This is a genomic window from Roseovarius gahaiensis, assembly GCF_011601345.1.
Classification (GTDB): Bacteria; Pseudomonadota; Alphaproteobacteria; order Rhodobacterales; family Rhodobacteraceae; genus Roseovarius; species Roseovarius gahaiensis.
The window spans coordinates 1-25,641 of the sequence record NZ_JAAORB010000041.1; the positions used below are offsets into that span (position 1 = coordinate 1).

The 25,641-nt window shown below is 58.9% G+C and carries 26 protein-coding genes; 14 read left to right on the forward strand and 12 right to left on the reverse strand.

The genetic code is table 11. The features are described 5' to 3' along the window. Nucleotides 1–75: 75 nt before the first annotated feature. Both HAT86_RS14360 and HAT86_RS14365 read left to right on the forward strand, forming a co-directional pair. Complete coding sequence (locus HAT86_RS14360; RefSeq protein WP_167199288.1) at nucleotides 76–219, forward strand: hypothetical protein; 144 nt, start codon at nucleotides 76–78, stop codon at nucleotides 217–219. 399 nt (nucleotides 220–618) lie between these two features. Continuing rightward, nucleotides 619–1,302 (forward strand): hypothetical protein, encoded by a 684-nt coding sequence (locus HAT86_RS14365; protein WP_167199291.1) that lies wholly within the window; start codon nucleotides 619–621, stop codon nucleotides 1,300–1,302. Nucleotides 1,303–1,461: 159 nt separating this feature from the next. Here the strand turns inward: HAT86_RS14365 and HAT86_RS14370 are convergent, their stop codons facing one another. The 11 genes from HAT86_RS14370 to coxB form a co-directional block, all read right to left on the reverse strand. Next, a complete protein-coding gene (locus HAT86_RS14370; protein WP_167199294.1) occupies nucleotides 1,462–2,877 on the reverse strand; it encodes an FAD-binding oxidoreductase in 1,416 nt (471 codons plus the stop codon). A 151-nt stretch (nucleotides 2,878–3,028) separates the two neighbouring features. Further along, nucleotides 3,029–3,850, reverse strand: a complete 822-nt coding sequence (locus HAT86_RS14375) for an MBL fold metallo-hydrolase (RefSeq protein WP_167199297.1) — start codon at nucleotides 3,848–3,850, stop codon at nucleotides 3,029–3,031. A 118-nt stretch (nucleotides 3,851–3,968) separates the two neighbouring features. After that, entirely contained in the window at nucleotides 3,969–4,553 is a 585-nt protein-coding gene (locus tag HAT86_RS14380) for a GNAT family N-acetyltransferase (RefSeq protein WP_167199299.1), read from the reverse strand. Continuing rightward, a complete protein-coding gene (locus HAT86_RS14385; protein WP_167199302.1) occupies nucleotides 4,553–5,815 on the reverse strand; it encodes a M16 family metallopeptidase in 1,263 nt (420 codons plus the stop codon). The genes HAT86_RS14380 and HAT86_RS14385 overlap by 1 nt, the downstream gene beginning before the upstream one ends. Next, entirely contained in the window at nucleotides 5,812–7,200 is a 1,389-nt protein-coding gene (gene thrC / locus HAT86_RS14390) for a threonine synthase (protein ID WP_167199305.1), read from the reverse strand. Before thrC ends, HAT86_RS14385 begins: the two co-directional genes overlap by 4 nt. Beyond that, entirely contained in the window at nucleotides 7,197–7,880 is a 684-nt protein-coding gene (locus HAT86_RS14395) for an SURF1 family protein (RefSeq protein WP_331272560.1), read from the reverse strand. The genes thrC and HAT86_RS14395 overlap by 4 nt, the downstream gene beginning before the upstream one ends. 83 nt (nucleotides 7,881–7,963) lie before the next feature. Beyond that, the gene (locus tag HAT86_RS14400; protein ID WP_167199312.1) at nucleotides 7,964–8,776 is read right to left on the reverse strand and encodes a cytochrome c oxidase subunit 3; all 813 of its coding nucleotides are present in this window, start codon (nucleotides 8,774–8,776) and stop codon (nucleotides 7,964–7,966) included. Between the two features lie 25 nt (nucleotides 8,777–8,801). Further along, on the reverse strand, nucleotides 8,802–9,383 hold the full coding sequence (locus HAT86_RS14405; protein WP_167199314.1) for a cytochrome c oxidase assembly protein: 582 nt from the start codon (nucleotides 9,381–9,383) through the stop codon (nucleotides 8,802–8,804). Further along, the gene (locus tag HAT86_RS14410; protein ID WP_167199317.1) at nucleotides 9,383–9,547 is read right to left on the reverse strand and encodes a hypothetical protein; all 165 of its coding nucleotides are present in this window, start codon (nucleotides 9,545–9,547) and stop codon (nucleotides 9,383–9,385) included. The genes HAT86_RS14405 and HAT86_RS14410 overlap by 1 nt, the downstream gene beginning before the upstream one ends. A 4-nt stretch (nucleotides 9,548–9,551) precedes the next feature. After that, the gene (cyoE, locus tag HAT86_RS14415; RefSeq protein ID WP_167199319.1) at nucleotides 9,552–10,505 is read right to left on the reverse strand and encodes a heme o synthase; all 954 of its coding nucleotides are present in this window, start codon (nucleotides 10,503–10,505) and stop codon (nucleotides 9,552–9,554) included. 90 nt (nucleotides 10,506–10,595) lie between these two features. Continuing rightward, nucleotides 10,596–11,438, reverse strand: a complete 843-nt coding sequence (gene coxB / locus HAT86_RS14420) for a cytochrome c oxidase subunit II (RefSeq protein ID WP_167199322.1) — start codon at nucleotides 11,436–11,438, stop codon at nucleotides 10,596–10,598. 194 nt (nucleotides 11,439–11,632) lie between these two features. Here coxB and tldD point away from each other — a divergent pair, with 194 nt between their 5' ends. The 7 genes from tldD to HAT86_RS14455 all read left to right on the forward strand — a co-directional run bounded on the left by tldD (nucleotide 11,633) and on the right by HAT86_RS14455 (nucleotide 20,439). Next, complete coding sequence (tldD, locus tag HAT86_RS14425) at nucleotides 11,633–13,060, forward strand: metalloprotease TldD (RefSeq protein WP_167199324.1); 1,428 nt, start codon at nucleotides 11,633–11,635, stop codon at nucleotides 13,058–13,060. 260 nt (nucleotides 13,061–13,320) lie between these two features. After that, complete coding sequence (dprA, locus tag HAT86_RS14430; RefSeq protein WP_167199354.1) at nucleotides 13,321–14,478, forward strand: DNA-processing protein DprA; 1,158 nt, start codon at nucleotides 13,321–13,323, stop codon at nucleotides 14,476–14,478. Between the two features lie 165 nt (nucleotides 14,479–14,643). Next, the gene (gene topA / locus HAT86_RS14435) at nucleotides 14,644–17,163 is read left to right on the forward strand and encodes a type I DNA topoisomerase (protein WP_167199326.1); all 2,520 of its coding nucleotides are present in this window, start codon (nucleotides 14,644–14,646) and stop codon (nucleotides 17,161–17,163) included. 113 nt (nucleotides 17,164–17,276) lie between these two features. Beyond that, nucleotides 17,277–17,972 carry a CoA transferase subunit A gene (locus tag HAT86_RS14440; protein WP_167199328.1) on the forward strand — a complete coding sequence of 232 codons (696 nt, stop codon included), beginning with the start codon at nucleotides 17,277–17,279 and terminating at the stop codon, nucleotides 17,970–17,972. Further along, a complete protein-coding gene (locus tag HAT86_RS14445; protein ID WP_167199330.1) occupies nucleotides 17,932–19,041 on the forward strand; it encodes a GSCFA domain-containing protein in 1,110 nt (369 codons plus the stop codon). Before HAT86_RS14440 ends, HAT86_RS14445 begins: the two co-directional genes overlap by 41 nt. Then, a complete protein-coding gene (locus HAT86_RS14450) occupies nucleotides 19,038–19,832 on the forward strand; it encodes a hypothetical protein (protein ID WP_167199332.1) in 795 nt (264 codons plus the stop codon). Before HAT86_RS14445 ends, HAT86_RS14450 begins: the two co-directional genes overlap by 4 nt. Beyond that, nucleotides 19,813–20,439, forward strand: a complete 627-nt coding sequence (locus HAT86_RS14455) for a 3-oxoacid CoA-transferase subunit B (protein ID WP_167199335.1) — start codon at nucleotides 19,813–19,815, stop codon at nucleotides 20,437–20,439. The genes HAT86_RS14450 and HAT86_RS14455 overlap by 20 nt, the downstream gene beginning before the upstream one ends. A gap of 42 nt (nucleotides 20,440–20,481) precedes the next feature. Here the strand turns inward: HAT86_RS14455 and HAT86_RS14460 are convergent, their stop codons facing one another. Further along, nucleotides 20,482–21,297: a lytic transglycosylase domain-containing protein gene (locus HAT86_RS14460; protein ID WP_196780620.1), complete on the reverse strand. Its 816-nt coding sequence runs from the start codon at nucleotides 21,295–21,297 to the stop codon at nucleotides 20,482–20,484. 365 nt (nucleotides 21,298–21,662) lie between these two features. Here HAT86_RS14460 and HAT86_RS14465 point away from each other — a divergent pair, with 365 nt between their 5' ends. The 5 genes from HAT86_RS14465 to HAT86_RS14485 all read left to right on the forward strand — a co-directional run bounded on the left by HAT86_RS14465 (nucleotide 21,663) and on the right by HAT86_RS14485 (nucleotide 25,633). Further along, complete coding sequence (locus HAT86_RS14465) at nucleotides 21,663–21,887, forward strand: hypothetical protein (RefSeq protein ID WP_167199339.1); 225 nt, start codon at nucleotides 21,663–21,665, stop codon at nucleotides 21,885–21,887. A 152-nt stretch (nucleotides 21,888–22,039) separates the two neighbouring features. After that, nucleotides 22,040–22,261, forward strand: coding sequence for a hypothetical protein (locus tag HAT86_RS14470; RefSeq protein ID WP_167199342.1), 222 nt, complete (start codon nucleotides 22,040–22,042; stop codon nucleotides 22,259–22,261). Nucleotides 22,262–22,447: 186 nt separating this feature from the next. Continuing rightward, a complete protein-coding gene (gene cpaB, locus HAT86_RS14475) occupies nucleotides 22,448–23,317 on the forward strand; it encodes a Flp pilus assembly protein CpaB (RefSeq protein ID WP_167199345.1) in 870 nt (289 codons plus the stop codon). A gap of 196 nt (nucleotides 23,318–23,513) precedes the next feature. Beyond that, nucleotides 23,514–24,917, forward strand: coding sequence for a type II and III secretion system protein family protein (locus HAT86_RS14480; RefSeq protein WP_167199348.1), 1,404 nt, complete (start codon nucleotides 23,514–23,516; stop codon nucleotides 24,915–24,917). Between the two features lie 17 nt (nucleotides 24,918–24,934). Beyond that, nucleotides 24,935–25,633, forward strand: coding sequence for an OmpA family protein (locus HAT86_RS14485; protein WP_167199351.1), 699 nt, complete (start codon nucleotides 24,935–24,937; stop codon nucleotides 25,631–25,633). Nucleotides 25,634–25,641 lie beyond the last annotated feature (8 nt).

Here is a 25,641-nt window from a genome sequence, read left to right on the forward strand (position 1 = left end):
CTCTTCACCGACGAGGAATGCTACAACTTCTTCAAGGCAGCAGGATACAAAACCGATTAAACGCGACACGCTCTAGTGGCCTTCGAGATCCTGACAGAAAACGCCGCCCCGATCGCCCTGCAGCGCGAGCTTGACGCGATGTCTGCTGTCCTGCAAGCCACCCGTGACGCGGCACAGAAGCTTGCCACGGCAGATGGTGACAGCCTGTCAGACGCGTGATCGCCCACGCGCCTTGAGCGTCGGTATCTTGTGCCTTGCCAACGGTTGGCCCAGGCGGCCTTGGCTATTCGCCAATCAGCCTAGCGGCAAGTGCACCCCAGTGTCGGGCCACGACACAGACAAGGGCGGACATATCCATCTGTCTTCCTTGGCCCGCACGAACGGCTTGCTCGGGTGGGCGACTGGATTGATATGGCAGTGCAGATCCACCACATCGCGCGGCGGCAGCCAATTTCGTAGGCCATTTATCTCTAAAGAGATTTTAGCGTCACAAAAAGCACGTTCTGACGCAAAGGCGCTTCCTCCATGCCGTATGCCCAACTCGCTCAAAGTGAAGAAAGGCGTTACGTTTGAACTCAGAGGTTGTTTCGAGCCGTCATCAACTGGATTGAAAACGCGATGACTGTTCGTGACCCAAAAACGAGTGTGCTTCAAGACATGAGCTATCCTTTTTTTCATAGACTGATGGACCGCCTTGGAAAACTTGGCGTTGGGTTGTCCGATGACGCCCCGGCTAAGTCATCCTGGAATGACGGCGGGCTCTCTCAGAAATTATTTGACGAATACGATCGCCGAATGGCTGACATAAAGTCCACATCGATTGAAGCAACCGCGACAGATCTGAAACAAAGAAACGTCTTAGAGAAGGGTACCGCGATTGTCTTCGCGTCATGCTCTCAAAACACGATGAACCTGCAGATCTGGCTCGAGACCATTTTTGACCTTGATGTCGTCATGGTCTACGAGCCGTCGCAATTTTACGAATGGCTGTTCCGGTTCGCAGACTTGGCGGATCTTGTATTCGTCGAACGCGACAGTTTTGTTGGTGATGCGCCCGCGTTCGGGACGTTCATGTGTGCCGCAAACGAGGCCTACCCCGACTGCCCAATCGTGGTTCTGTCGGACGAGTTCGAAACGAGCTCCTTCGAATTGGTCGAAGAGGATCAGAAATTTGACATCACCCTCAAGTCGCCTCTTTCACAAACGTCCATTTGGCTGGCCATGAAAGCCGCCAGTGACATTGCGTTGAACGGTAAAAAGGTCACGTCGAGCTTCATCATGTCAAAGGCCTCTGCCGCGTGACAGATTGACCTTTAAAGTTTTCAGGGATGCACGATCCGGTTAGAACCCCACCACACTCACCCCCCGGATCGGGCTGGCAGCGCCATGGCGAAATTAGACCCCCATCTCATTTTGCCAGGCGTTGCTATTTTTTATGAAACATATGCAGAGCCGGTTTGATCACGCCCGCAACACCGCGCCAGGATTCATGATGCCACTCGGGTCAAGCGCCGCTTTGATCGCCCGCATCGCCGCCAGTTTGGCCGGATCGCCATAGCGTTCAAGGTCGTCCACCTTCAGACGACCTACCCCATGCTCAGCGCTGACCGATCCGCCCATCTCATCCACCAGATCATGCAGTGCGCGTTTGATCGCATCGCGCTGCTCCAGATGGTCGTTGCGGCTGTGTCCGGGGGCGGGAAAGACGTTATAGTGCAGATTGCCGTCGCCCAAATGTCCAAAACAGTTGATGCGGAAATTGCCCAGTGCCGCGATCACCTGAGCGCCTTTGTCGATGAAGTCGGGGATGGCGCTTAACGGCACCGAGATATCATGCGAACTGACCGCCCCGATACGGCGGTTGGCTTCTGGGATCTGCTCGCGCAACTCCCAGAAACTATGACGATGCGCTTCGCTTTGCGCGATCATCCCGTCGCTGACAAGGCCGGCCTTTAAGGCATCGGCAAACAGGGCCTCCAAAGCGTCCGCAGGGTCAAGCCCACGCGCTAGCCCCACATCAATCAAGACCGTCCACTCTGGCGGCGTTTCAAACGGCTGGCGCAGGTCAGGCAAGGTTTCGGCCAGAAAGTCCAAGCCCATGCGGTGCATCAGCTCAAATGCACTGACCCCCTCGCCCAAATGGTCCCGCGCCATCGCCAATAGTTTCAGCGCCGCCTGCGGGCTATCGACCACCATAAGCGCGGTGCCTTCCCCCGCAGGGCGCGGCGCCAGTCGCAACGTGGCGGCGGTGATCACGCCCAGTGTGCCTTCGGCCCCGATCAACAGATCACGCAGGTCATACCCGGTGTTGTCCTTGCGCAAGCGTTTCAAACCATGCCAGATTTGCCCGTCCGGCAGCACCGCTTCCAGCCCAAGGCACAAGTCACGCGCATTGCCATAGCGCAGCACATTGACCCCACCGGCATTGGTGGCAAGCAAGCCGCCAATCCGCGCGCTGCCTTTCGAAGCGATGCTGAGCGGATACAGCCGATCACACGCCGTAGCAGCGTCATGCACATCCGACAGAATGGCCCCCGCCTCGACGATCATCAGGTTTTCGTCGGGATAGACAGCGCGTATCGCATTCATCCGTGCCAGGCTCAGCAGCACCGGTGCAGGCCCGTCTGGGCAAATCTGGCCACCGACCAGACCGGTCCCGCCGCCATATGGCACAACCGGAACACGCGCCGTGTTGGCCGCAGCAATCACTTCCGCGACATGCTCTACTGTCTGCGGTGCCACAACAACGCCCGCCTGACCTGACCACCGGCCGCGTGGTTCTTCAAGGTAATGTGCGTCGGCCTCCCGGAACGCAGTTTCGGGAAGAACCGCGCGCAGGCGATTGATGAAATCAGGGGTTACCGCAGTCAAGGCCATGCTGAAACAGGTATCATGCTATGCGACGGGGTCCAGCACTTGTTGCATGACCCCGCGCCATGGACTGTTTATGATCATCTGCGCGGGACTTCTTCTGTTCAGAAATATCCCGGGGGTGAATTGGCCAAAGGCCAAGAGGGGGCAGCGCCCCCTACTCCACGTCGCGTAACAAAGACGGGCGTAACACCATGATCGTGGGCCGGTCGGGCAATGACCGAAGCGACACGGTGATCTCCGAGCCGCCAGTTTCGATAATGTCAAAATCCCCCTCCATACCGGCCAGAAAACGCCCAAGCGACCCATCAGCGAACCAATGCATCGGGATCACGATCCGCGCCTTGAGCCGCCTCAGCACGTTCATCATGTTGTCCAGCGGCATCGTGTAACCGCCATCGACCGGCGCCATGACAACATCCATCCGTCCCAAGGCCGCATATTGCGCGTCATTGGGTTCATGGTGAAGATGCCCCAGATGACCGATGCACAGGCCTGCGGCCTCGAACACGAAAATCGAATTGCCGTTCGGTTCCACGCCACCGTTCCAACTGCGGATATCGGTGGGCACATTGCGCACCACCATCCCACCCAGATCAAGATAGTGATCCGCGCCTTCGCCCGGCATGTCGTCCCAACCTCGCAACACATGCGGAATGGCAGGATCAGGGTTGGCGGTCCAATGGGTGGAATGGGCATGGTTCATCGTGACCACGTCAGGGATGAAATCCGCGTTGCCTATGAACCCGGTGAAATCCGTCACCGCCGACAGGCCATCCTCGGATTGTAGAAGGAACGAGGCATGCGCGATATACCGCAGGCGAACCGAAAACTCGGGCACCGGCGCACGGAAACTGGCCTTTTGCAGGTATTCCACGCCCGGCGTGTTTTGCGCAACGGCGATGCAATGGCTTGGGCGGCGGTCTTGGGCCATGACAGGCCCCGCCAGCAGCAGCACGCACAGAAGCAGTCGAATCATCTTTCAACACCTCCCTTGTTGACACAAGGATAGCGCAAAATTCCCCGACGTCAGCTTTCTGTTCTGCAACACTTGGGCGCGGCACGCCTGTAAGGGCGTGACAAGCACGCTGACCCGGCTAAAGGCCGGGCGCGCGGCCGCGGCGATCTGTTCGCAAAGCGGCATACAAGACATGGGTGCGCCAGCGGCCATTGATCTGCAAATAGCTTTGCGCGACGCCCTCGTATTTAAAGCCCGATTTCTCCAGCAATCCACGCGAGGCATGATTTTCCGGCAGGCAGGCAGCCTCGATCCGGCTTAGGTCCAGCCGCTCGAACGCATGGTGGACAACGCCAAGGATCGCTTCGCGCATATAGCCCTGCCGCGCGTGGGCCTCGCCGATCCAATAGCCCAACGTGCCCGCTTGCGCCGGGCCACGCCGGATATTGTCCAGCGTGATCGCCCCCAGCAGGGTGTTATCCGCGCGCCGGATCAAAAACAGCGGCAGCGCGGTGCCTTGCGCGATGGATCGCTGCGCCCAGTAGACCCGGTTGGAAAACCCTTTGCGAACAAGGTGGTCATCCGCCCATGTTGGCTCCCACGGGGTCAGGAAATCAGCACTGGATTTGCGTAAGCCCGCCCATTCCCGGTGATCGGTCAACACCGGTTGGCGCAGGGTCAGACGCTCGGTCTCGATCCTGACTTTCCGGCGTGGCACGAACATCAGGCGGCGCGCCTGTCCTGTAGCGCGGCAAGGCTGGGGGCCGCATCGACCGGACCATAAAGCGCCATTGCCGCAGGCGCCGTGGTGATGGTGGTTTCGGCCAAACGCCGGACATCGGCCAGCGTGACGGCGTCGATCCGCTCGACCACCTCTTCCAGCGGCGGCACGCGATCCCAAATTTGCAACATCCGCGCCAGACGTTCCGCCCGGTTCGAGGGGCTTTCCAGCCCCATCAAAAGGCCCGCTTTCATCTGTGCGCGGGCGCGTTCGATCTCGTCATCGCGAAAATCTTCGGCGGCGCGCTTCATCTCGTCCAGCGTGATTTGGGCAAGGTTGGCCATTTCATCGGCTGATGTCCCGGCATAGATCGTCATCATGCCCGTATCGGCATAGGCGCCCGCCTGCGCAAAAATCGTGTAGCACAGGCCCCGTTTTTCGCGGATTTCCTGAAACAGGCGCGACGACATCGACCCACCAAGGGCCGAGGCATAGATTTGCGCGGCGTAAATATCGGGGTGGCCGTAATCCGGCCCTTCAAACGCCAAGGCAAAATGCGCCTGCTCAAGGTCTTTCACACGCCGTATCTCGCCACCGGAAAACCGCGCCGCTTGGGGTGTGTAGGGGGCCTTGGCGGGCATATCGCCAAACAACCCTTCGGCCGCTTTGACCAAGGCGTCGTGATCGACCGCCCCCGAGGCGGCCAGCACCATCTGGCCGGGGCCGTAATGTTCATCCACGAACCCAACCAGATCCTCACGGCTGAACGCGCCAACGCGTGCCTCGGGGCCAAGGATCGTGCGGCCCAATGGATGATCGGGATAGGCCTTTTCCTGCAGCCAGTCGAAAATGATGTCGTCAGGCGTATCCAGAGCTTGTCCGATTTCTTGCAAGATCACGCCGCGTTCAATCTCGATTTCGCGCGCCTCGAACAGCGGATTGCGCAGGATGTCGGCCACCACGTCCAATGCCAGCGGCACATCATCTTTTAGAACACGCGCATAATAGGCCGTTACCTCGCGCGAGGTATAGGCGTTGATATAGCCGCCCACATCCTCGATCGCCTCGGCGATGGTCAGCGCATTGCGCGTTTTCGTGCCTTTGAACGCCATGTGTTCAAGGAAATGCGCGATGCCGTTCTGCGCTTCGCGTTCATGCCGCGCACCTGCGTTGACCCAAATGCCGATTGCGGCGGATTGCAGGCCCGGCATGGCCTCGGTGACGATGCGAAAGCCGTTGTCGAGCGTGGTCAAATTGACGGTCAATGGGCGGTCCGCTCCTTAATGAAAGTTTCAATCGCCGCAAGATCGTTGGCAACCCGGCTGACGCGTTCTGATCGGTCATACAGGTCCGACATGCGGTCAGGCAAGGGGGGATAAATGCCGCTGGCCTCTTCCACCGCGGCGGGAAACTTGGCCGGATGCGCCGTGGCCAGCGTGATCATCGGTGTGTCGGGCTGGCGCGTTTCATCCGCGACCTTGACGCCGATTGCGCTGTGCGGGCACAGCAATTCGCCACTGGCGGCCCATGCGCTGGCAATGGTGGCGCGGGTCTCATCCTCGTCGCAGCGGCCAGAATCGAAGGCTTCGCGCAGGGCCTGCAACGCGCCTTGGCTGACGGTAAAGCCGCCCGCTTTCAATTCATCCATCAACTGGGCCACGGCATTGCCATCCTGCCCATAAGCATAACACAGCGCCCGCTCAAAGTTTGAGCTGACCTGAATATCCATCGACGGGCTGATCGAGGGGATAACACCATCGGGGGTATATGACCCGCCGGTCAAACACCGGTGCAGGATGTCGTTCTGATTTGTCGCCACGACCAGACGGTCAATCGGCAGTCCCATACGCTTGGCAATATAGCCTGCGAAAATGTCACCGTAATTGCCGGTTGGCACAGTAAAGCTGACCTTGCGGTGCGGGGCGCCAAGGCTGACGGCGGAGGTGAAGTAATACACCACCTGCGCCAGAACCCGCGCCCAGTTGATCGAGTTGACACCCGCCAAGCCCACCGCGTCGCGGAAGGCAAAATCGTTGAACATGTCCTTTACGCGGGCCTGACAATCGTCAAAATACCCGTCCAGCGCCAAGGCATGCACATTGTCCTCGGACGGTGTCGTCATCTGGCGGCGCTGCACTTCGGACACGCGGCCATGGGGGAACAGGATGAACACATCCACCGCATCTAGACCGCGAAACGCCTCAATCGCGGCGCTACCGGTATCGCCGCTAGTGGCGCCCACGATGCACACCCGTTGGCCATTGCGTTTTAACGCGGCTTCGAATAGCTGGCCAATCAGCTGCATCGCGAAATCCTTGAAAGCCAGCGTCGGGCCGTGAAACAGCTCAAGCAGGAAATGCCCACTGTCCAGTTGCACCAGCGGCGCGCGGGCCGCATGGCCAAACCCGGCATAGGCGCGTGCGATAATCTCGCGGAATTCATCGTCGGTGAAGGCGTCGCCGATGAACGGGCGCATCACGCGAAACGCCACCTCTTCATAGCTTTGACCGTCCAGCGCGGCGATATCGGCCGTGCTCATCTGTGGGATGCTTTCGGGCAGGTACAAGCCGCCATCGCGGGCCAGCCCGGTCAGCATTGCCTCTTCAAAGTTCAAAGCAGGGGCTTGCCCGCGGGTCGAGATATATTTCATGGCCCTTCGCCTTTGGCTGACTGGCGCACCCGCCAGAGGAAATATCCGGTCATCGCCGCCCAGATTGCGGCCAGCGAAAACCAAGTAAGCGCGTATTCCAGATGATCGTTGGCAATCGCGCTTGTGTCCACCGGTAGTGGCGTCACGGGGGCATCGGAATACGACGTGTCCCGCGCGACGACAAGCAACGGATCTGTGCCCAGAACGTCCGCCATCGGCTCGAGATCACGGGCAAACCACGTGTTGTCGGCCACGTCGTTTTCAGGGGTCGAACTGTTGCGGTCATCCGGCCAATGCAGGTTTCCGGTGATCGTCACCGTGCCTTGCGGCGGTGCGGGGATATCTGCGCTGACTTTGACAAAACCACGGTCCAAAAGAACGCGCCGATCCCCGAGATCAAAGGCCGAAATCACGCGGTATCCCGCACCCACCTTTTTCTGGCTGACCAGAACGCGCAGCGCCTGATCCCCGACCTGACCTGAAACTTGAACCGGCAAATACCGATCGGCCTGCGGGTTCGGTGCAGCGGGCAGCGCAACAGGATCGGCTGCTATCCGGGCGTCGATATCGGCCAGAATGCTTTCTTTCCACGTCAGGCGCTGCATCTGCCAAACGCCCAGCCCCACCAGTATCGCGATACCGACAAGACCAAAGACAAATGGAACTAAATAGCGTGCCACATCAGGCTCCATTCAAAAGGAAAAGCGCGCGAAACCCGCGCGCTTTGCTTTTTGCGTTTTGTGGACGGGTTTTCAACCCACGTTCAGCCACCCCAGATATAAATCGAGGCGAACAGGAACAGCCAGACCACGTCAACGAAATGCCAATACCAAGCGGCGGCCTCAAACCCGATATGATTTTCCGGGGTAAAGTGGCCGCGCATCGTGCGCATCAGGCAGACAAACAAGAAGATCGTGCCGATAATCACATGTGCGCCATGGAAGCCTGTCGCCATAAAGAAGTTGGCGCCATAGATGTTGCCCGAGAACCCAAAGCCCGCGTGGGTGTATTCGTAGATCTGGAACAGCGTGAAGATAAAGCCAAGGGCGATTGCGATGGTCAGCCCGGCCTTGATATCTTTGCGGTTGTTTTCATGCACCAAAGCGTGGTGCGCCCATGTGGCCGCCGCACCCGAGCACAGCAGGATCAACGTGTTGATCAGCGGCAGGTGCCAAGGATCGAAGGTTTCAATGCCCGCCGGGGGCCACTGACCGTCCACCGCGGGGCTTTGCGGGCCCATAGGATACATGGCGTGCTTGAAAAAGCTCCAGAACCACGCGGCAAAGAACATGACTTCGGACATGATGAACATGATAAAGCCATAGCGCAGGCCAATGCGCACGACCGGCGTGTGATCACCGGCCTGATTTTCGGCCACTGTGTCGGACCACCAGCCAAACATCACGTACAGCACGCCGACAAACCCGATCAGGAACACCCAAGGTTGGTTGTTCGATGCTTGCGGCGACATCCATAGAACCGCCCCAAACAGCATGACGAATGCCGCCAACGAGCCGAGGAACGGCCAGATAGAGGGGTTCAAAATGTGATAATCGTGGTTTTTTTCGTGTGCCATCTTGGTCTTATCCCTCGTGGAAGGCTCAATTCAGAGTGTTATCATTTTTGGTTTTCGGATCAAGAGCGGCATGCTCTTGCGGCATGTCGATCTGATAGAAGGTGTAGGATAGCGTAATCGTGTGCACGAATTTTGCATCTCGATCACTGACAATTTCGGGATCAACGTAGAACGTCACCGGCATTTCAACGCGTTCGCCCGGTTGCAGCACCTGTTCTTCAAAACAGAAACAGTCGATCTTGGTAAAGAAACCGCCAGCCTCAAACGGTGTCACGTTGTAACTGGACTGCCCCGCGATCGGCTTGTCGGTCGGGTTGTAGGCCTCGTAGAAGGCCAGACCGGTTTCGCCGATGCGAATTTCCATTTCACGCTGCATGGGCTTGAAGTCCCATGGGAAATCCTTTTCTTTGCTGGCATCGAAGCGCACCTTGATGGTTTGGTCCAGAATCTCGTCCGACCCGACATCGGACACGCTGGTTACGCCGCCAAATCCGGTGACCCGGCAAAACCAGTCGTAAAGCGGAACCGAGGCCCAAGCCAAGCCGCCCATGAACACAACGACCCCAACCAACTGGATAACAGTCTTTGATTTTGCGTCCATCGCCATCAGTCTCGTGCCTCGCTGTTTTGTTCCAACGTGAAACCGTCCACTCCAACCTTGACCACGGTCAGGCCAAAGACCAATGCAACCAGTCCGGCCAACACCAACCCCAACCCAAGGTTGCGACCAAAGCGGCGCTTGTGTAGCTCGTGTTCCTGGCGAAAGCTCATCGGCTTACCAACCTCCCAATCCGAAAGGCACCAGCGACGCCTCAAGCGCGATCGCAACAAAGTGAGCGAACAGGTAGTACAGTGACAGGCGGAAAAACTTTCTTTCCACAGCGTAATTATCGGCCTCGGCCATGTCTTCGTCGCGGCGCCAGATGTGGACTGCGCCAAGCATGAATGCACCGTTAAGCACGACAGCAACTGTCAGGTAGATCGGCCCGCCGACGGAAGTAAACGCGGTGGCAACAGCCAGTGCAGCCAGCAAGACGGTATAGACTAGAATATGGCGTCGCGTGGCAGGTCGCCCGTGGGTCACCGTCAACATTGGCACGCCCGCCTCATCGTAATCGGACCGCATGAACAGGGCCAAAGCCCAGAAATGCGGCGGCGTCCACATAAAGATGAGGGTAAACATCAAAATTGATTCAATGCTGATCGTCCCGGTCGCGGCTGCCCACCCGATCATCGGGGGGAACGCGCCCGCCGCGCCACCAATCACGATGTTCTGCGGTGTCCACCGCTTCAGCCACATCGAATAGATCACGACGTAAAAGAAAATGGTAAAGGCCAGCAGCGCACCCGCCAGCAGGTTGGTGGCAAGCGCCAGCAGAACCACAGAAAACGCCGCCAATGTGATGCCAAAGGCAAAGGCTTCGGATTCGGTGACTTTTCCCGCCGGGATGGGACGATTGCGGGTGCGCTTCATCACCCGGTCAATATCGGCGTCCCACCACATGTTCAACGCGCCCGACGCGCCGCCACCAACGGCGATGAACAGGATTGCGGCAAAGGCAACAACAGGATGCACCCCCTGCGGCGCGGCCATCAGACCGACAAACGCCGTAAAAACCACCAGCGTCATCACGCGCGGCTTCAGCAGGGCGAAGTAATCGCCAAACTCGGCGTCGCCCGGCCCTGCTTGGGACGGCGTGCTGGCTGTATTCAGGCTTGCGTCGCTCATTCTTGTCTCCATGAGGGCAGCGCCAAGGCGCGTTGGCCACCGAAGGGCGGCAGCGCGGGCGCGCCTAGGCGCACCCGCGTGTCATAACACTTAGTTTGCGGCGGCCACCTGCACATCGCGCGGCGTGCCAGCATATTCGTCAATCGCGCCATTCAGCCAAAGGTCGTATTCCTCTTCGCTGACAACTTTGACAGTGATCGGCATATAGGCATGGTCTTTGCCACACAGCTCGCTGCACTGGCCAAAATACACGCCCTCTTTCTCAGCCTTGAACCACAGTTCCGCCAGACGGCCCGGAACCGCGTCTTGCTTGACGCCAAAGGCCGGGATCGTCCAGCTGTGGATGACGTCGGCACCGGTCACCTGCATCACAACGGTCTTGTCAACCGGCACGACAACGGCGGTGTTCGTGGCCAACAGGTATTCATCCTGACTGTATCCGAACTCTTCCAATTCGTCCCGGGCCAGCATGAAGCTGTCAAAGGCGAATTCATGGTCGGTGTATTCATAGCCCCAATACCACTGGTATCCGGTCACCTTGATGTTGATGTCACCCTCAGGGATCTCTTGCTGCTTGAACAAAACGGGCAGCGAAAAGGCACCGATGAACACCAAGATGACAATCGGAACAATCGTCCATGCCACTTCAAGCGGCTGATTATGGGTAAAGCTGGATGGCTCGGGGTTGGATTTGCGATTGTAGCGAAAAATCACGATCAACAGCAACGCGCAGACAAAGATGGTGATGGCGGTGATGATCACCAGGATCATCCCATCCAGCCACTGCAAGTCACGCGCGAGTTCAGTTGCGGCTGGCTGGAAGCCCATGCCGCCCTGCTCGGGCTTGCCAATGATCTCTAGCCCATCCTGCGCGCGCGCAGGCAGAGCGGAAAAAGCGGCCAGTGCGGCCAGAAGGCTGGAAAAAAGTCGCATTTTGTACCCTGATCGGTTGAAGCGGTATCTGTTTTGTGCCGAAATCCCCCACATCCGGCGGAATCCCGTTGTTTCATCGACGCTAGAAACCATATTCTGGGCTACCAGACAAGAAAGACACTGCGGCAAACGGACGCTTTTTTTGATTTAGATCAAAAAAGAATGTCGCACCCCAACCAAGGACGCCCCATTTCATGACCGAAACCAACGCCTTTCGCCCCTTCGAAACCCTGCTGGACCGCAATGTCGCCCTCCGCCGCCTGCAGGACGCCACGGACGGGGCTGACGACGGAGAGCTGTTTCTAGAACGCCGTCAGTCCGAAGCTTTGGTGTTCGACGACGGACGCGTCAAGACAGCCTCGTTCGATGCGGCCCAAGGGTTTGGCCTGAGGGCGGTGCGGGGCGAGGTGTCAGGCTATGCGCATTCGTCTGACATCTCCGAGGCGGCGTTGCAGCGTGCGGTCGAAACCGCGCGGCTTGCTGTTGGCGATGGTGGTGGCACCATGGCCCCCGCTCCGGCCCGCACCAACCGACATCTTTACACTGATGATGATCCGATTGCCGGGGCCGCGTTTCCGGTCAAGCTTGAGACGTTGCGCCAGATCGATGATTTTGCCCGCAGCCTTGACCCCCGCGTCGTGCAGGTCACCGCCACACTGGCGGCCTCGCACCAAGAGGTCGTCATCTTGCGCGCCGATGGCACAGAGGTGTCCGATACCCGCCCGATGACGCGGGTCAACGTGTCGGTGATCGTCGATCAGGACGGACGCCGCGAACAGGGCAGTGCCGGAGGCGGCGGGCGCATTGGTCTTGACGGGCTGATCGACCCCGCCGACTGGCAGGCCAAAACCCACGAGGCGCTGCGCATCGCTTTGGTCAACCTGCGCGCCGAACCCGCCCCGGCAGGTGTGCTGGATGTGGTGCTTGGCCCCGGATGGCCCGGCATCCTTCTGCACGAGGCCATCGGCCACGGCCTTGAGGGCGATTTCAACCGCAAGGGCAGTTCGGCCTTTGCCGGGCTGATGGGGCAGCGGATTGCCGCCCCCGGTGTGACGGTGCTGGATGATGGCACGATCCCTGACCGGCGCGGCAGTATCACCGTGGATGATGAAGGCACGCCAAGTGGTAAGAACGTGCTGATCGAGGACGGTATCCTTGTCGGCTATATGCAGGATCGTCAGAATGCCCGCCTGATGGGGGTCGAGCCGACCGGCAACGGTCGCAGAGAAAGTTATGCCCATGCGCCGATGCCACGGATGACCAACACCTACATGCTGGGCGGTGAGGCTGACCCCGCCGACATTCTGGCCGATTTGAAAGACGGTATTTATGCCGTGGGCTTTGGCGGCGGTCAGGTGGATATCACCAACGGCAAGTTCGTGTTTTCCTGCACCGAAGCTTATAGGGTGAAGAACGGTAAGGTCGGCGCGCCGGTCAAGGGGGCCACGCTGATTGGCGACGGTGCCACCGCGCTTCAGCAAATCCGCGCGCTTGGCAATGACATGGCGCTTGACCCCGGCATGGGCAATTGCGGCAAAGCGGGCCAATGGGTGCCGGTCGGTGTTGGGCAGCCCACGGTGATGATCGGCGGGCTGACAGTTGGCGGGTCAGCCGCCGGGTAAGTGACGGCTGACAAGGCAAGCGATCCAAGGCAGCTATCATCATGGATTCGGTCGACAATGCCACGCCGCCAGACTGTTCTGAAGTCTGGCGGCGTGCCACATCGTTCCAAGGCTTTCGAAACGACGGGCAAAGATATTTTTTATAATTAAATATCAGCCCGTTGGTGTAATTTTTTAAAAACTCCCCACCCTTAAGGCTGTGGTTTACCCGGCATTAACCACCAGCGCCCATAGTGATCTTGCAACTAGGCGAGGTCGCGATGCCCGAGGATACACATCCTTCCACTCACCCCCCACTCCCACCCACCACGGAAGATGATCGGGTATCGTGGCTTCGCCTGTTGCGCTCACGTCGGGTTGGGCCCTCCACCTTCTACCGGCTCATGGGCGAACATGGCTCGGCGCAGGCCGCCCTTGCCGCGCTGCCGGATGTTGCGCAAGCCGCAGGTGTAGAAAACTACAGCCCCTGCCCCGAAGGCGTGGCGCAGGCGGAATTGCGGGCAGCCAAGGCAGCCGGGGCGCGGATGATTTGCGTCGGCGATCCGCACTACCCCGCCGATCTACAACAGATATCTGATGCATCACCCATCCTGTGGGCCATCGGTGACCTGTCAATTCTGGCCCGCCCGATGATCGCACTTGTCGGCGCGCGCAATGCCTCCTCTCTCGGATTGCGCATGGCCAAGGCACTGGCAACCGATCTGGCCGCGCGCGGCCATGTCGTTGTGTCGGGATTGGCGCGCGGGATTGATACCGCGGCCCATACCGCCACGCTTGAACAGGGTACAATTGCCGTGATGGCCGGAGGTGTCGATGTGATGTATCCGGCCGAGAACACCCGCTTGGCCGAAGATATTGTAAAAACCGGGCTGCGCCTGTCCGAACAGCCAATGGGCACCGTGCCCCAAGCCCGGCATTTCCCACGCCGCAACAGAATCATCAGCGGTCTTTCGCAAGCGGTGGTCATTGTCGAGGCGGCGGCCAAATCCGGGTCGTTGATTACCGCGCGTGCCGCGTTGGATCAGGGCCGCGATGTTCTGGCCGTTCCGGGCCATCCGTTTGATGCACGCGCCGCCGGATGCAACATGCTGATCCGTGACGGCGCAACCCTTGTGCGCAAAGCCGATGACGTGATCGAGTCGCTGCCCAACCACGACGCCACAGACCGGGCCGAAACAGACCAACAGGAAATGCCGCTGACGCCCCCACCAGAACCGGCAGCTGACAAGCGCAGCCTGCGTGAAACAGCCGCCCTTCATAGTCAAATTCTATCGCGCTTGGGCCCCTCGCCAATGGCCGAGGATCAGTTGGTTCGCGATCTCAAGGCGCCCACAAACGCCGTGGCCCCGATCCTGACCGATCTTGAGCTTGATGGCCGCATTCGTCGACAGCCGGGTGGCTTGATTTCTCTGGCCTAAGCGGGCCTACTCAGCCCGAGTGATCGGCTGGCCATTTGTTCAAAGTCCTTGCCAATCCAAGTGTCGCGGTGCATTTGCCCCGCGAATGCCCCGCATTGACAATTACACTTGCCAGCCCACATGGTCCGCCGCCATAAGCCTCGTCCCGAGTCGAAAGGAATTTTCATGCCCGTCGTCGTTGTCGAATCCCCGGCCAAAGCCAAGACAATCAACAAATACCTGGGGTCCGATTACACGGTTCTGGCGTCCTACGGGCATGTCCGTGACCTTCCGCCCAAAGATGGATCGGTCGACCCCGAGCATGATTTCGAAATGAAATGGGAGGTCGGGTACGATTCACGCAAGCATGTCAAAGCCATCGCCGACGCGCTGAAAGATGACCAAACCCTGATCTTGGCAACGGACCCCGACCGTGAGGGCGAGGCGATCAGTTGGCACCTTGAGGAGGCCCTGCGCAAGCGCAAGGCGATTAAGAAGGATACCAAGGTCAGCCGCGTGGTGTTCAACGCCATCACCAAATCTGCCGTGACCGAAGCGATGCAAAACCCGCGCGACGTGGACCAAGACCTTGTCGAGGCGTATCTGGCCCGCCGCGCGCTTGACTATCTGGTCGGTTTCAACCTGTCCCCGGTGCTGTGGCGCAAACTGCCCGGCGCGAAATCCGCCGGCCGCGTTCAATCGGTCTGCCTGCGCCTGATCGTCGAGCGCGAGATGGAAATCGAGGCGTTCAATCCGCGCGAATACTGGACGGTCAAGGCCCTTCTGGCCACCCCCCGCGGACAAGAGTTCGAGGCCCGTCTGACCATTCTGGCCGGCAAGAAGCTGGACAAGTTCGACATTGAAAACGACACACAAGCCGAATTGGCGGTGCAGGCGATCAACAGCCGCGATTTGACCGTGCAATCGGTGGAAGCAAAGCCCGCTTCGCGCAACCCCGCCCCGCCATTCATGACATCCACCTTGCAACAAGAGGCCAGCCGCAAGTTCGGCATGGGCGCGCGCCAAACCATGAGCGCGGCACAGCGCCTGTATGAAGCGGGTTACATTACCTATATGCGGACCGACGGCATCGACATGGCCCCCGAGGCCGTGATGGCCGCCCGCGACGCGATCAAGGACCGCTTCGGCGATCAATACGTGCCCAAATCGCCGCGCATGTATAAAAACAAGGCCAAAAATGCGCAGGAAGCGCATGAATGTATCCGCCCCACCGAAATGACGCGCGATGCCAAGGCGATCAAGACCACCGATGCCGATCAGCGCAAACTGTATGATCTGATCTGGAAACGCACCTTGGCGTGCCAGATGGAAGGTGCCCGCATGGAGCGGACCACCGTGGATATCGGCAGTGGTGATGGTCAGGTCGGACTGCGCGCAACCGGTCAGGTTGTCCTGTTCGACGGGTTCATGAAGATCTACGAGGAAGGCCGCGACGATCAGGTCGTTGATGATGACGACAAGCGTCTGCCGCAAATCGCGGAAGGCGACAAGACCGACAAACGCAACGTCACACCCGAGCAGCATTTCACCCAGCCACCGCCGCGCTACACCGAAGCCACGCTGGTCAAGCGCATGGAAGAATTGGGCATCGGCCGCCCCTCGACCTATGCCAGCATCGTCACCACGATTCAGGATCGTGAATATGTGCGCAAGGACAAGAACCGCCTGATCCCCGAGGACAAGGGCCGGATCGTCACGATCTTTTTGCAGAATTTCTTTCGTAAATACGTGGGTTATGAATTTACCGCCAACCTAGAAGATGAGCTCGACAAGGTCAGCGCAGGGGATCTCGACTATCAAAAGGTGCTCAGCCGCTTTTGGCAGGATTTCTCGGCGGCGATTTCCGAGACCTCGGAATTGCGCATTACCGAAGTGCTGGATGTTCTCGACGATGCGCTGGCACCTACACTTTACCCCCCACGTGAAGATGGGTCCGATCCGCGCGCCTGCCCGCTTTGTGGTGAAGGCAGCCTGCATTTGAAAACCTCGCGCACCGGCGGGTTTGTGGGATGCTCACGCTACCCCGAATGCCGCTACACCCGCCCCATCGGCGGGGATGCCAATGATGCCGGTGATCGTATTCTGGGTGAAGACGATGGCGACGAAATTAGCCTGCGGTCTGGCCGGTTCGGCCCCTATGTGCAGCGTGGCGAGGCCACCGAAGACAACAAGAAACCGCCACGTGCCAGCCTGCCCAAAGGTTGGAGCCCTGACGATATGGACCTTGAAAAAGCGCTGCTGTTGCTCAGCCTCCCGCGCGAAGTTGGCCCCCACCCCGACGATGGCGAAATGATCGAGGCCGGGATCGGGCGCTATGGGCCCTACGTCAAGCATGGCCGTCTTTATGCCAACCTCAAAGAAGCCGATGAGGTTTTCACCATCGGGATGAACCGCGCGGTCGAGGAATTGGCCAAAAAGGCCGCATCGCGCGGACAGGGCCGGGCCGCGGCCAAGCCCCTGAAGGAATTGGGAGAGCACCCCGAGTCCGGTGGGCCGGTGAATGTCATGGACGGGCGCTATGGCCCCTACATCAAATGGGACAAGATCAACGCCACCTTGCCCAAAGGGACCGAGCCGCAAGACGTGACAATGGATATGGCCGTGCAATTGATCGCAGAAAAGGCCGCGAAAAAAGGCAAGGGCCGCAAGCCTGCGGCAAAAAAGAAAACCGCCGCCAAGAAATGAACGCCGGCCTTACGTAGTAACCCTATCCACGCCGCGATCCATGCCCAGTCGTTGACTTTGCCCCGCCCGCAGCCGCATACCATGGCAAAGGGATTTTCCAGGAGGGTTACGACATGAACAAGGTCTATGGCACAGCGGCCGAAGCGCTGGATGGTCTGCTGCATGATGACATGCTGATCGCAGCGGGCGGGTTTGGCCTGTGCGGCATTCCAGAGCTGTTGTTGCAGGCGATCAAGGACAGCGGCGTCAAAGACCTGACATTCGCGTCGAACAATGCGGGCGTTGACGATTTCGGCATCGGCATTCTACTGCAAACCCGGCAGGTCAAGAAAATGCTAAGCTCCTATGTGGGCGAAAACGCCGAATTCATGCGCCAGTACCTGTCCGGCGAGCTGGAGTTGGAGTTCAACCCGCAAGGCACATTGGCCGAACGTATGCGCGCCGGTGGCGCGGGCATTGCGGGGTTCTACACCAAAACCGGGGTCGGCACCCAAGTGGCCGAGGGCAAGGAACACAAGGATTTCGACGGCGAAACCTATGTTCTGGAGCGCGGTATTTTCGCCGATCTTTCGATCGTCAAAGCCTGGAAGGCTGACACCACCGGAAATGCGATTTTCCGCAAGTCGGCGCGCAACTTTAATCCGCCTGCCGCAATGTGCGGCAAAGTCTGCGTGATGGAGGTCGAAGAGATCGTCGAGCCCGGTGAACTGGACCCAGATCACATTCACCTGCCCGGCATCTATGTGCACCGCCTGATTCAAGGCGAGCATGAAAAGCGCATCGAACAACGCACCACGCGCGCAGCCTGATCGCGGGGCGCGCATGTCATCGCCCTATGAAAACCTGCCGGCCCGCGCGTTTTGGCGCTCGACCGTCGGGCGCACGGATGCAGCCGCTTTGGCACATCTCTACTCCCCCAAGGTCGAGTTGACTCGCCAGACGCCGCTGATGACCGTGGGCAGTTGCTTTGCGCGCCACATACACCAGGCGCTGACGCAAGATGGCTGGAACATCTTGCAAGGTGAAGACATGCGGGCGCACATGCCGGAAAAGCTGTGTCACCAATATGGCTACAACCTGTTTTCGGCACGCTACGGAAACATCTACACAGCACGCCAATTCCGGCAACTTGTGGCGCATGCGCTTGACGGCGAAACCGCGCCCTCGCCCGTTTGGCAACGCGACGGACGGTATTTCGACGCGCTGCGCCCAACGGTCGAACCCGAAGGTGTGGACCATCCCGACGATGTGCGCCATGCCCGCCTTGAACACCTGCGCGCCGTGAAACGGGTGTTGCAAGACGCCGAAAGCATCGTGCTGACACTGGGGCTGACGGAATGCTGGATGGATGTTGCCACCGGCTTGGCGCTGCCCACGGCGCCGGGCCATATCGCCGGAGATTATGACCCGGCAAAGGTTCGGTTTCATAACTTTACCCAATCCGAGGTGCTGGCCGATCTGCGCGCCACGCGTGATCTGTTGCGCAAGGCGGGCATCAAAGCGCGCTTTGTGTTGACGGTATCGCCGGTGCCATTGGTCGCCACGGCCAGCGGCAATCATGTCGGGCCGGCCAGCACCTATTCCAAGTCGGTCCTCAGGGCCGCCTGCGGTGAATTGCAGGCCGGCGATGCAGACTTTGACTATTTCCCGGCTTTCGAAATCGTCTCAACACCCATTGCGGACGGGCCATATATTGAACAGGATGGCCGGCAACCCTCGCAACAGGGGATTAAAACAGCGGTGACATGCTTTGCCCTGTCACATGGGGAAAAAGGGCTAAGCCTAAAGGCTGAAAACGACGTGCAGCAGATGCCCCCCCGGCATGATCCGACCGACGCGCAGTGCGAGCAGATCTTGCTGGAGGCCTACCACAAATGATGCGCGTCGCCATCATAGGCAATTCGCATGTAGGTGCGTATCTTTTGGCCCGCGGGGCCATCGAGGTGGCGTTTCCGTCTGTTTCGCTTTCGTTTTTTGCCCTGCCGCGGCACAGCTTTTCATCCTGCATCTATGATGAGCGCGGCGTCCTGCACGCCTGCGAGGCGGGCCACCCCAAATTGCCACGACAAATCGACCTATCCGCCCAAGAGGCGATTTTGATGGTCGGGCAAAGCTTTGCGCTAGAAGGTCTGGCCCGGATGATGTCCGAATTTGATTTGCTGGGTGGGCACAGCACCGGCAAGACACGTAGCGTTTCTGCGCCTTTGGTGTCAGCGTTTCTAGATCATCGTGTGGCGCGCTACTGTCACAAACTGGCCGAGTTCTTGCGCAACGACGCGCGTTGCGTGGTTGCACCGGCCCCCTATCCGGCGGCAAACGCACCCGGCTTGGACACCGGTGCAGCGCATTGCAGCCAACATCCCGAAGCACCGCGCCTGCTGCGCCTTTGGCAAGACACCGTGTCGCGTCACATGACGGGCTTGCACTATGGGCTGATGGTGCAGCCCGATGAATTGACAGATGGGCCCGGCTTCAGCCCTGCGCGATACAGCCGCGCGGCCAACCTGCCCGCCGGACAGGCACCGACGGCGGCGGATTACACACATATGAATGCAGAATATGGCTTTGCCCATTTCGACGCTTTCGCACGGCACTGGCTGGGCATTCTGCCCGCCGGCCATCCCCACTCACCCCGAAAGGAGCATGATCATGGCTTGGGACCGCAATGAAATGGCCGCCCGCGCGGCACAGGAACTGGAAGACGGAACATATGTAAACCTTGGGATCGGCATCCCGACACTGGTGCCGAACTTCATCCCCGAAGGCGTGCATGTCACCCTGCAATCGGAAAACGGGATGCTGGGCATGGGGCCTTTTCCCGTGGAAGGCACAGAAGACCCCGACCTGATCAACGCTGGCAAACAGACCATCACCGAATTGCCGCATACCAGCTACTTCGACAGCGCCACCAGCTTTGGCATGATCCGTGGTGGCAAAATCGCGATGGCCATCCTTGGCGCGATGGAAGTGGCCGAGAACGGCGATCTGGCCAATTGGATGATCCCCGGCAAGCTGGTCAAGGGCATGGGCGGGGCAATGGACCTTGTGGCCGGTGTCCGGCGCGTGGTGGTGGTGATGGACCACACCAACAAGCACGGGGACAGCAAGCTGTTGAAGGCATGCACCCTGCCGCTGACGGGAACAGGTGTGGTGAACCGGATCATCACAAATCTGGGCGTGCTGGATGTGGTCGACGGCGGCCTGAAGATCGTCGAATGCGCAACCGGCGTCAGCGAAGACGAAGTGCGCGCAGCCACCGAGGCCACCATCGTTTAAGACAAACCAACACGCGGGCCGCGCGACAGGGCGGCCCGTTTGTTACCGCATGGCAAGGTTCAGCGCACAGGCGTCGGTAATGAAGGCGGGCTTGGTCTTGCACAGGCCGATGGCCACCTTGTAGGCGGCCAGAACCTTGGGCACGTAATCACGCGTTTCGGCAAATGGCGGCACACCCTTGTGTTTCTTGACCGCGTTTTCCCCCGCGTTGTAGCCCGCCAGAGCCAAAACAGCATCGCCGCCGAACTCGGACAGCAACCAATCCAGATAGGCCACGCCTGCCTTTATGTTCTGGTCGGGCGACAAGCTGTCGGTCACGCCAAAGCGGCTGGCCGTGTCGGGCATCAACTGCATCAGGCCTTGCGCGCCGTTGGGGCTGACCGCCTTGGGGCGGCCACCGGATTCGACTGCGATCACCGCAAGCGCCAAGGCGGGCGACACCTGCGTGCCGATGGTCGCGCCCAAGATTCGCGGGCCTTCGGCCTTGGCGATGGTTTGCAGGGTTTGAAAACGCGGCTCTTGCACGCGCGAACTGGCCGGCCCTTTTGCCAGATGGTCAAACGCCGCATCCAAACGCTCGGCGGCGTTTTCGTCGATTTGCGGCGACACGGATTGCCAGAACCACGCATAGGCCGCCGATCTCGGCCCGTCTGGCGTGGGGGTGTCTGCCGTTACATCCGGTTGCGCGGGCTTGGGCGCCTCAGGCTCAATTTGAACCGTGATGCGTTTGTCGGCCCCCGGTTTCGGGGGTTTGCCCATCTTGAACGTAAAGTCGGGAAAGGGGGGCGGGTCGCCTGCATGTAGCATGACAGGCATGCTGATCACCACGATCAGTGTCAGAAACCGTACCGAACGCATGTAAGCCTGCCCTAGCCTTTTTGTTTATAGTTGCATTGTCGCAAAAGAAGCGATGTTTTTCCAGAATTGTCTTCAATTTCGAAACGCGCGGTTGGTGCAAAACCGGGCAAAAACGCTGGATTTCATTATTTTAAAACCCGAATGTGCGTTTTTTATTGTTTGTTTATAGATGGTTAATATGGGTCTGTCGAAAAATATTAAGGTTCACGAAAAAGGAACTATTCGCGCCAAAATCCTGCCCGAATTCAGGGGCTATATAGGCCCATACCGCAACGGCGGCAGGCCAAAGAGAGAGACACACACGGCCCGTCACAAACCGAAGCGGTTGTAACCTGAGACACATTAATCCTTTGGAGGGACCAACCATGAACAAATTCATCACAAACTTCCTGAACGAAGAAGACGGCGCCGTGACAGTTGACTGGGTCGTTCTGACCGCAGCCGTTGTGGGCCTTGGCGTTGCCGGTGTGGCCGCCGTGCAGGGCGGCGTTGACTCGCTGGCCGGCAAAATTGAAACCGAAGTTGGCGGTGCCGGCGTGGTTAACCTGAGCGGTGAGACACTGGGCCAAGCACCCGCTGACGGCGGCTAAGTTCGGCCTAAACCCTTTAAAACAATCTCTTACAACTGGCCGCACGACACGATCTGCGGCCAGTTGGCGATCAGGGCAGCGCATATAACCGCGTCACGATCACGGCCTGTCGCGGCGCCGCTTAACAGAGTAACGAGGTCATGGAGGATCGCATGAAACTTCCAAGTGTCAAGTTCCTGTCCGATGAACACGGCGCGGTCACACTCGACTGGGTGGTTCTGACGGCTTCTATCGTGGCCTTGGGTGTTGGTGCGATTGCATTATTGGTAAACATCAACACCGATATGGGCGTCAAGATCGGCAACAGCCTGAGTGGCGCAGAAGTGGTGACTGTCGACCTTCTTCCCAAAACATCGAGCACAGGAAACGACTAACCTGGTTTTCAGACGGTCGTACACGCTGTGACCCCATTGATCTTGCGCCGACATCACCCGCCGCGGTCGAAGGCCGGAATTGGTCACACGGGCTCCCTCATTCCGCCACAATCCGGTGCTAATATTCTATGAGACGCGGATGACAAAAGGTCATCCGTCAGAGCAGAAAAATTGAAAGGACTGGCCATGCGTTTGGTATTTGGACTGGTGCTTGTCGTAGGTTTGGGTTTGGCGGGCTTTGCCGTTTACATGGCCAAAAGCTATATCCAAAGCTACCAGACACAACTGGCAAAAGAGCGCGCGCAGCGCGCCCCGCAGATCGAAACGGTTGACGTGATCGTCGCCAACGAACCGCTAAGCTATGGTCAGAAACTGGAACCGGCCATGGTGCGCATGGCCAAATTCCCCAAGGAATCTCTGCCCGCCGGGTATTTTTCCGAGCCCGACACGCTGTTTCCTGACGAAAACGAGGAAAAGCGCACCGTGCGCCGCGCCATGGAAAAGAACGAGGCGGTTCTGGACGTCAAAATCACCAAACCCGGTGAAGATGCAGGCATTTCGGCCTCGCTTGGGCCGGGCATGCGCGCCTTTGCCATCAAGGTTGACGTGGCCAGCGGTGTGTCGGGCTTCCTGCGCCCCGGTGACCGGGTCGATGTCTATTGGACGGGTCAGGTCCGCGGCGAGCGCGTGCGCACCGAGGGCAACTCGGTCGGGGATGTGACCAAACTCATTCAAACCGGTGTTCGCCTGATCGCCGTTGACCAAGTGTCGAACGAGGACACCCGCCAAGCCATCATCGCCCGCACCGTGACGGTAGAAGCCAAGCCGCAGCAAGTTGCGGCACTGGCGCAAGCCCAGGCCACCGGGCGTTTGTCACTGTCTTTGGTGGGAATTCAAGACGAAACCGTGGCCGATGTGATCGAGGTGGACCAGTGGCGCCTTCTGGGCTTGTCCAAGAAAGAGATCGAGGCTCCTGCCCCCAAAAAAGAAGTCTGCACGATCAAGACCCGTCGTGGCGGCGAGACGGTTATCAGCCAAATCCCCTGCACCAACTAAGGCCAGACGATCCTGGTAAGCTGCAAAGGGCATCCCACGGGATGCCCTTTTTCTTTGGCAGGGCATGTTTGCCACGTTTCGAATCATTTCTGCCCAAAATGCTTTGATTCTTGAAAAAATTCCAAACTAGCGCAAACTGATCAAAATCCGGGCGAAAAGACCCGATATGTGAGGCGTGATCGGAAAGGCAGGTCACATGAAGTATGCAAGTTTTGCAAAAGCAGCCCTGTTGGGGCTGGCAATGGTTTTTGGTCCACTGGCAAGTGATCTGCAGGCAGAAAACCTGCAAGTCGTGCGCAAAGGCGCCAATCGCGACCTGAGCGTTACAATGAACCGGGCAATCGTGGTCGAAAGTGACACGCCATTTGCCGAACTCAGTATCGCCAACCCGGCGATCGCCGATTTTTCGACGCTGTCAGACCGCACAATCTATGTTTTGGGCAAGGCGCCCGGCCGCACCACCCTGACCCTGCTGGATGAAACCGGGCGGCTGATCACAAACGTCGAGATCCGCGTCTCGACAGATGTATCAGAGTTCAAAGAACGGCTGAGCCAAATCCTGCCCAATGAAAAAATCGAGGTGCGCACCGCGAATGACGGCATCGTCCTGTCTGGCAGCGTCTCAAGCGCTGCACGGATGGACCGCGCCCTTGAATTGGCGCAACGCTATGCGCCGGAACGGGTCTCGAACCTTATGGTCGTATCGGGCAAACAGCAGGTCATGTTGAAAGTGCGCTTTGCCGAGATGCAGCGCAGCGTGTCCAAACAATTGTCGACCTCGCTGGCGGTGGACGCGCTTGGCTCAAGCGGTAACGGCGCTGCCCTTTCAGGCAGCGGGCTGTCCTCCAATCAGGTCAACTTGGGTAGCGCACCAACTGGCAGCAACGCCGGTGCCGCCTTTTTCGGGTTTGACATTGGGTCGGTCGAAATCGGCATTTTGCTACAGGCGCTTGAACAAAAAGGCGTCGTGCGCACATTGGCCGAGCCCAACCTGACCGCCCTGTCCGGCCAAGAGGCCAGATTCCTTGCCGGTGGCGAATACCCTGTTCCCGTGGCGCAAGACAACGACACGACATCGGTTGAATTCAAACCCTTCGGGGTCGAGCTGAACTTTGTGCCACGGGTGATTGATGATGGTGTCATCAATCTGGAGATGGCCGCCGCTGTGTCGTCGATTGACCCGACAAACGGCATCAATACCGGATCATTCACAGTCGACGCGTTCCGCCGCCGGGATACATCCACCACCGTGGCTCTGCGCGATGGCGAAAGCTTTGCAATCGCGGGTCTTCTGCAAGACGACTTCCGCGACACCAACGGTCAGGTTCCATGGCTGGGCGATATTCCGGTTTTGGGTGCTTTGTTCCGCAGCGCGGATTACGCACGCTCGCAAACGGAACTGGTGATCATCGTCAGCGCCCATCTGGTAACACCAACGCGCGGCGAAGCCTTGGCCCTGCCGACGGATCGTGTGAGACTTCCGTCCGAGGCGGATTTGTTCCTGAACGGCAAAGTGGTCAAAAAGAACCGTCCGACCGGCACGGCGGGTGAGGTCGCCAAGCAGGACTTTACCGGCTCTTACGGCTACGTCATGGATTGATGGAAAGGCAGGGGCAAATGAAACACCTTCTGGCTGCTGCGAGCCTTATCGCACTTAGCGCCTGCACCACGGATGATGATGTATACCGGTCCTACTTCTCAGAGGCTGGTGCCTTGGTGGACAGCGGCGATTTTGGCAATGCCAACATGAACAACCATCTCGTCATGACGGGCGAAAAAGCATATGTTTACGACTTGGCAAACCGCTTCTCACAAGAAGTGATGAGCACCGTCAACTTTGCCTTCAACTCCGCTAACCTTGACGCCGGTGCCCGTGACACGCTGCGCGAGCAAGCCCGCTGGATTCGCCAGTTCCCCGAAGTGCGGTTTCGCGTGTTTGGCCACGCCGACGCAGTCGGATCGGCCGGGTATAACAAGCAACTGGGTCTGCGCAGGGCCCACGCCGTCGTGAATTATCTGGTCAGTCAGGGCATCAGCCGCTCACGGCTTGAGGCCATCGCCTCATTCGGGGAAACACAGCCGCTTATCGTGACCGAAGGCCGTGAGCGCCGCAACCGCCGCACCGTGACCGAAGTCACTGGGTTTGTGAAATCACATCCCATTGTCATGCAAGGCAAATACGCCAGCGTGGTTTATCGCGATTTCATCAATAGCGCTGCACCGAAAACCAACCTTTCGATGGCTGGTAGTGAAGGACCACCGGCTGACGCCGGAGGCATCACTTGGAGGAATGTAATTCCAGGTACTGCCGGATGACGTCGTCA

Excerpts from the sequence above, each read along its gene's own strand:
- dprA (WP_167199354.1), top strand. The coding sequence starts at position 13,321 with ATGCCCGAGGATACACATCCTTCCACTCACCCCCCACTCCCACCCACC.
- HAT86_RS14405 (WP_167199314.1), bottom strand. The coding sequence starts at position 9,383 with ATGGCGATGGACGCAAAATCAAAGACTGTTATCCAGTTGGTTGGGGTC.
- HAT86_RS14400 (WP_167199312.1), bottom strand. The coding sequence starts at position 8,776 with ATGGCACACGAAAAAAACCACGATTATCACATTTTGAACCCCTCTATC.
- topA (WP_167199326.1), top strand. The coding sequence starts at position 14,644 with ATGCCCGTCGTCGTTGTCGAATCCCCGGCCAAAGCCAAGACAATCAAC.
- HAT86_RS14380 (WP_167199299.1), bottom strand. The coding sequence starts at position 4,553 with ATGTTCGTGCCACGCCGGAAAGTCAGGATCGAGACCGAGCGTCTGACC.
- tldD (WP_167199324.1), top strand. The coding sequence starts at position 11,633 with ATGACCGAAACCAACGCCTTTCGCCCCTTCGAAACCCTGCTGGACCGC.
- HAT86_RS14365 (WP_167199291.1), top strand. The coding sequence starts at position 619 with ATGACTGTTCGTGACCCAAAAACGAGTGTGCTTCAAGACATGAGCTAT.
- HAT86_RS14370 (WP_167199294.1), bottom strand. The coding sequence starts at position 2,877 with ATGGCCTTGACTGCGGTAACCCCTGATTTCATCAATCGCCTGCGCGCG.
- HAT86_RS14450 (WP_167199332.1), top strand. The coding sequence starts at position 19,038 with ATGATGCGCGTCGCCATCATAGGCAATTCGCATGTAGGTGCGTATCTT.
- HAT86_RS14465 (WP_167199339.1), top strand. The coding sequence starts at position 21,663 with ATGAACAAATTCATCACAAACTTCCTGAACGAAGAAGACGGCGCCGTG.
- HAT86_RS14455 (WP_167199335.1), top strand. The coding sequence starts at position 19,813 with ATGGCTTGGGACCGCAATGAAATGGCCGCCCGCGCGGCACAGGAACTG.
- cpaB (WP_167199345.1), top strand. The coding sequence starts at position 22,448 with ATGCGTTTGGTATTTGGACTGGTGCTTGTCGTAGGTTTGGGTTTGGCG.
- HAT86_RS14375 (WP_167199297.1), bottom strand. The coding sequence starts at position 3,850 with ATGATTCGACTGCTTCTGTGCGTGCTGCTGCTGGCGGGGCCTGTCATG.
- coxB (WP_167199322.1), bottom strand. The coding sequence starts at position 11,438 with ATGCGACTTTTTTCCAGCCTTCTGGCCGCACTGGCCGCTTTTTCCGCT.
- thrC (WP_167199305.1), bottom strand. The coding sequence starts at position 7,200 with ATGAAATATATCTCGACCCGCGGGCAAGCCCCTGCTTTGAACTTTGAA.
- HAT86_RS14480 (WP_167199348.1), top strand. The coding sequence starts at position 23,514 with ATGAAGTATGCAAGTTTTGCAAAAGCAGCCCTGTTGGGGCTGGCAATG.
- HAT86_RS14485 (WP_167199351.1), top strand. The coding sequence starts at position 24,935 with ATGAAACACCTTCTGGCTGCTGCGAGCCTTATCGCACTTAGCGCCTGC.
- cyoE (WP_167199319.1), bottom strand. The coding sequence starts at position 10,505 with ATGAGCGACGCAAGCCTGAATACAGCCAGCACGCCGTCCCAAGCAGGG.
- HAT86_RS14460 (WP_196780620.1), bottom strand. The coding sequence starts at position 21,297 with ATGCGTTCGGTACGGTTTCTGACACTGATCGTGGTGATCAGCATGCCT.
- HAT86_RS14470 (WP_167199342.1), top strand. The coding sequence starts at position 22,040 with ATGAAACTTCCAAGTGTCAAGTTCCTGTCCGATGAACACGGCGCGGTC.
- HAT86_RS14445 (WP_167199330.1), top strand. The coding sequence starts at position 17,932 with ATGAAAAGCGCATCGAACAACGCACCACGCGCGCAGCCTGATCGCGGG.
- HAT86_RS14410 (WP_167199317.1), bottom strand. The coding sequence starts at position 9,547 with ATGAGCTTTCGCCAGGAACACGAGCTACACAAGCGCCGCTTTGGTCGC.
- HAT86_RS14440 (WP_167199328.1), top strand. The coding sequence starts at position 17,277 with ATGAACAAGGTCTATGGCACAGCGGCCGAAGCGCTGGATGGTCTGCTG.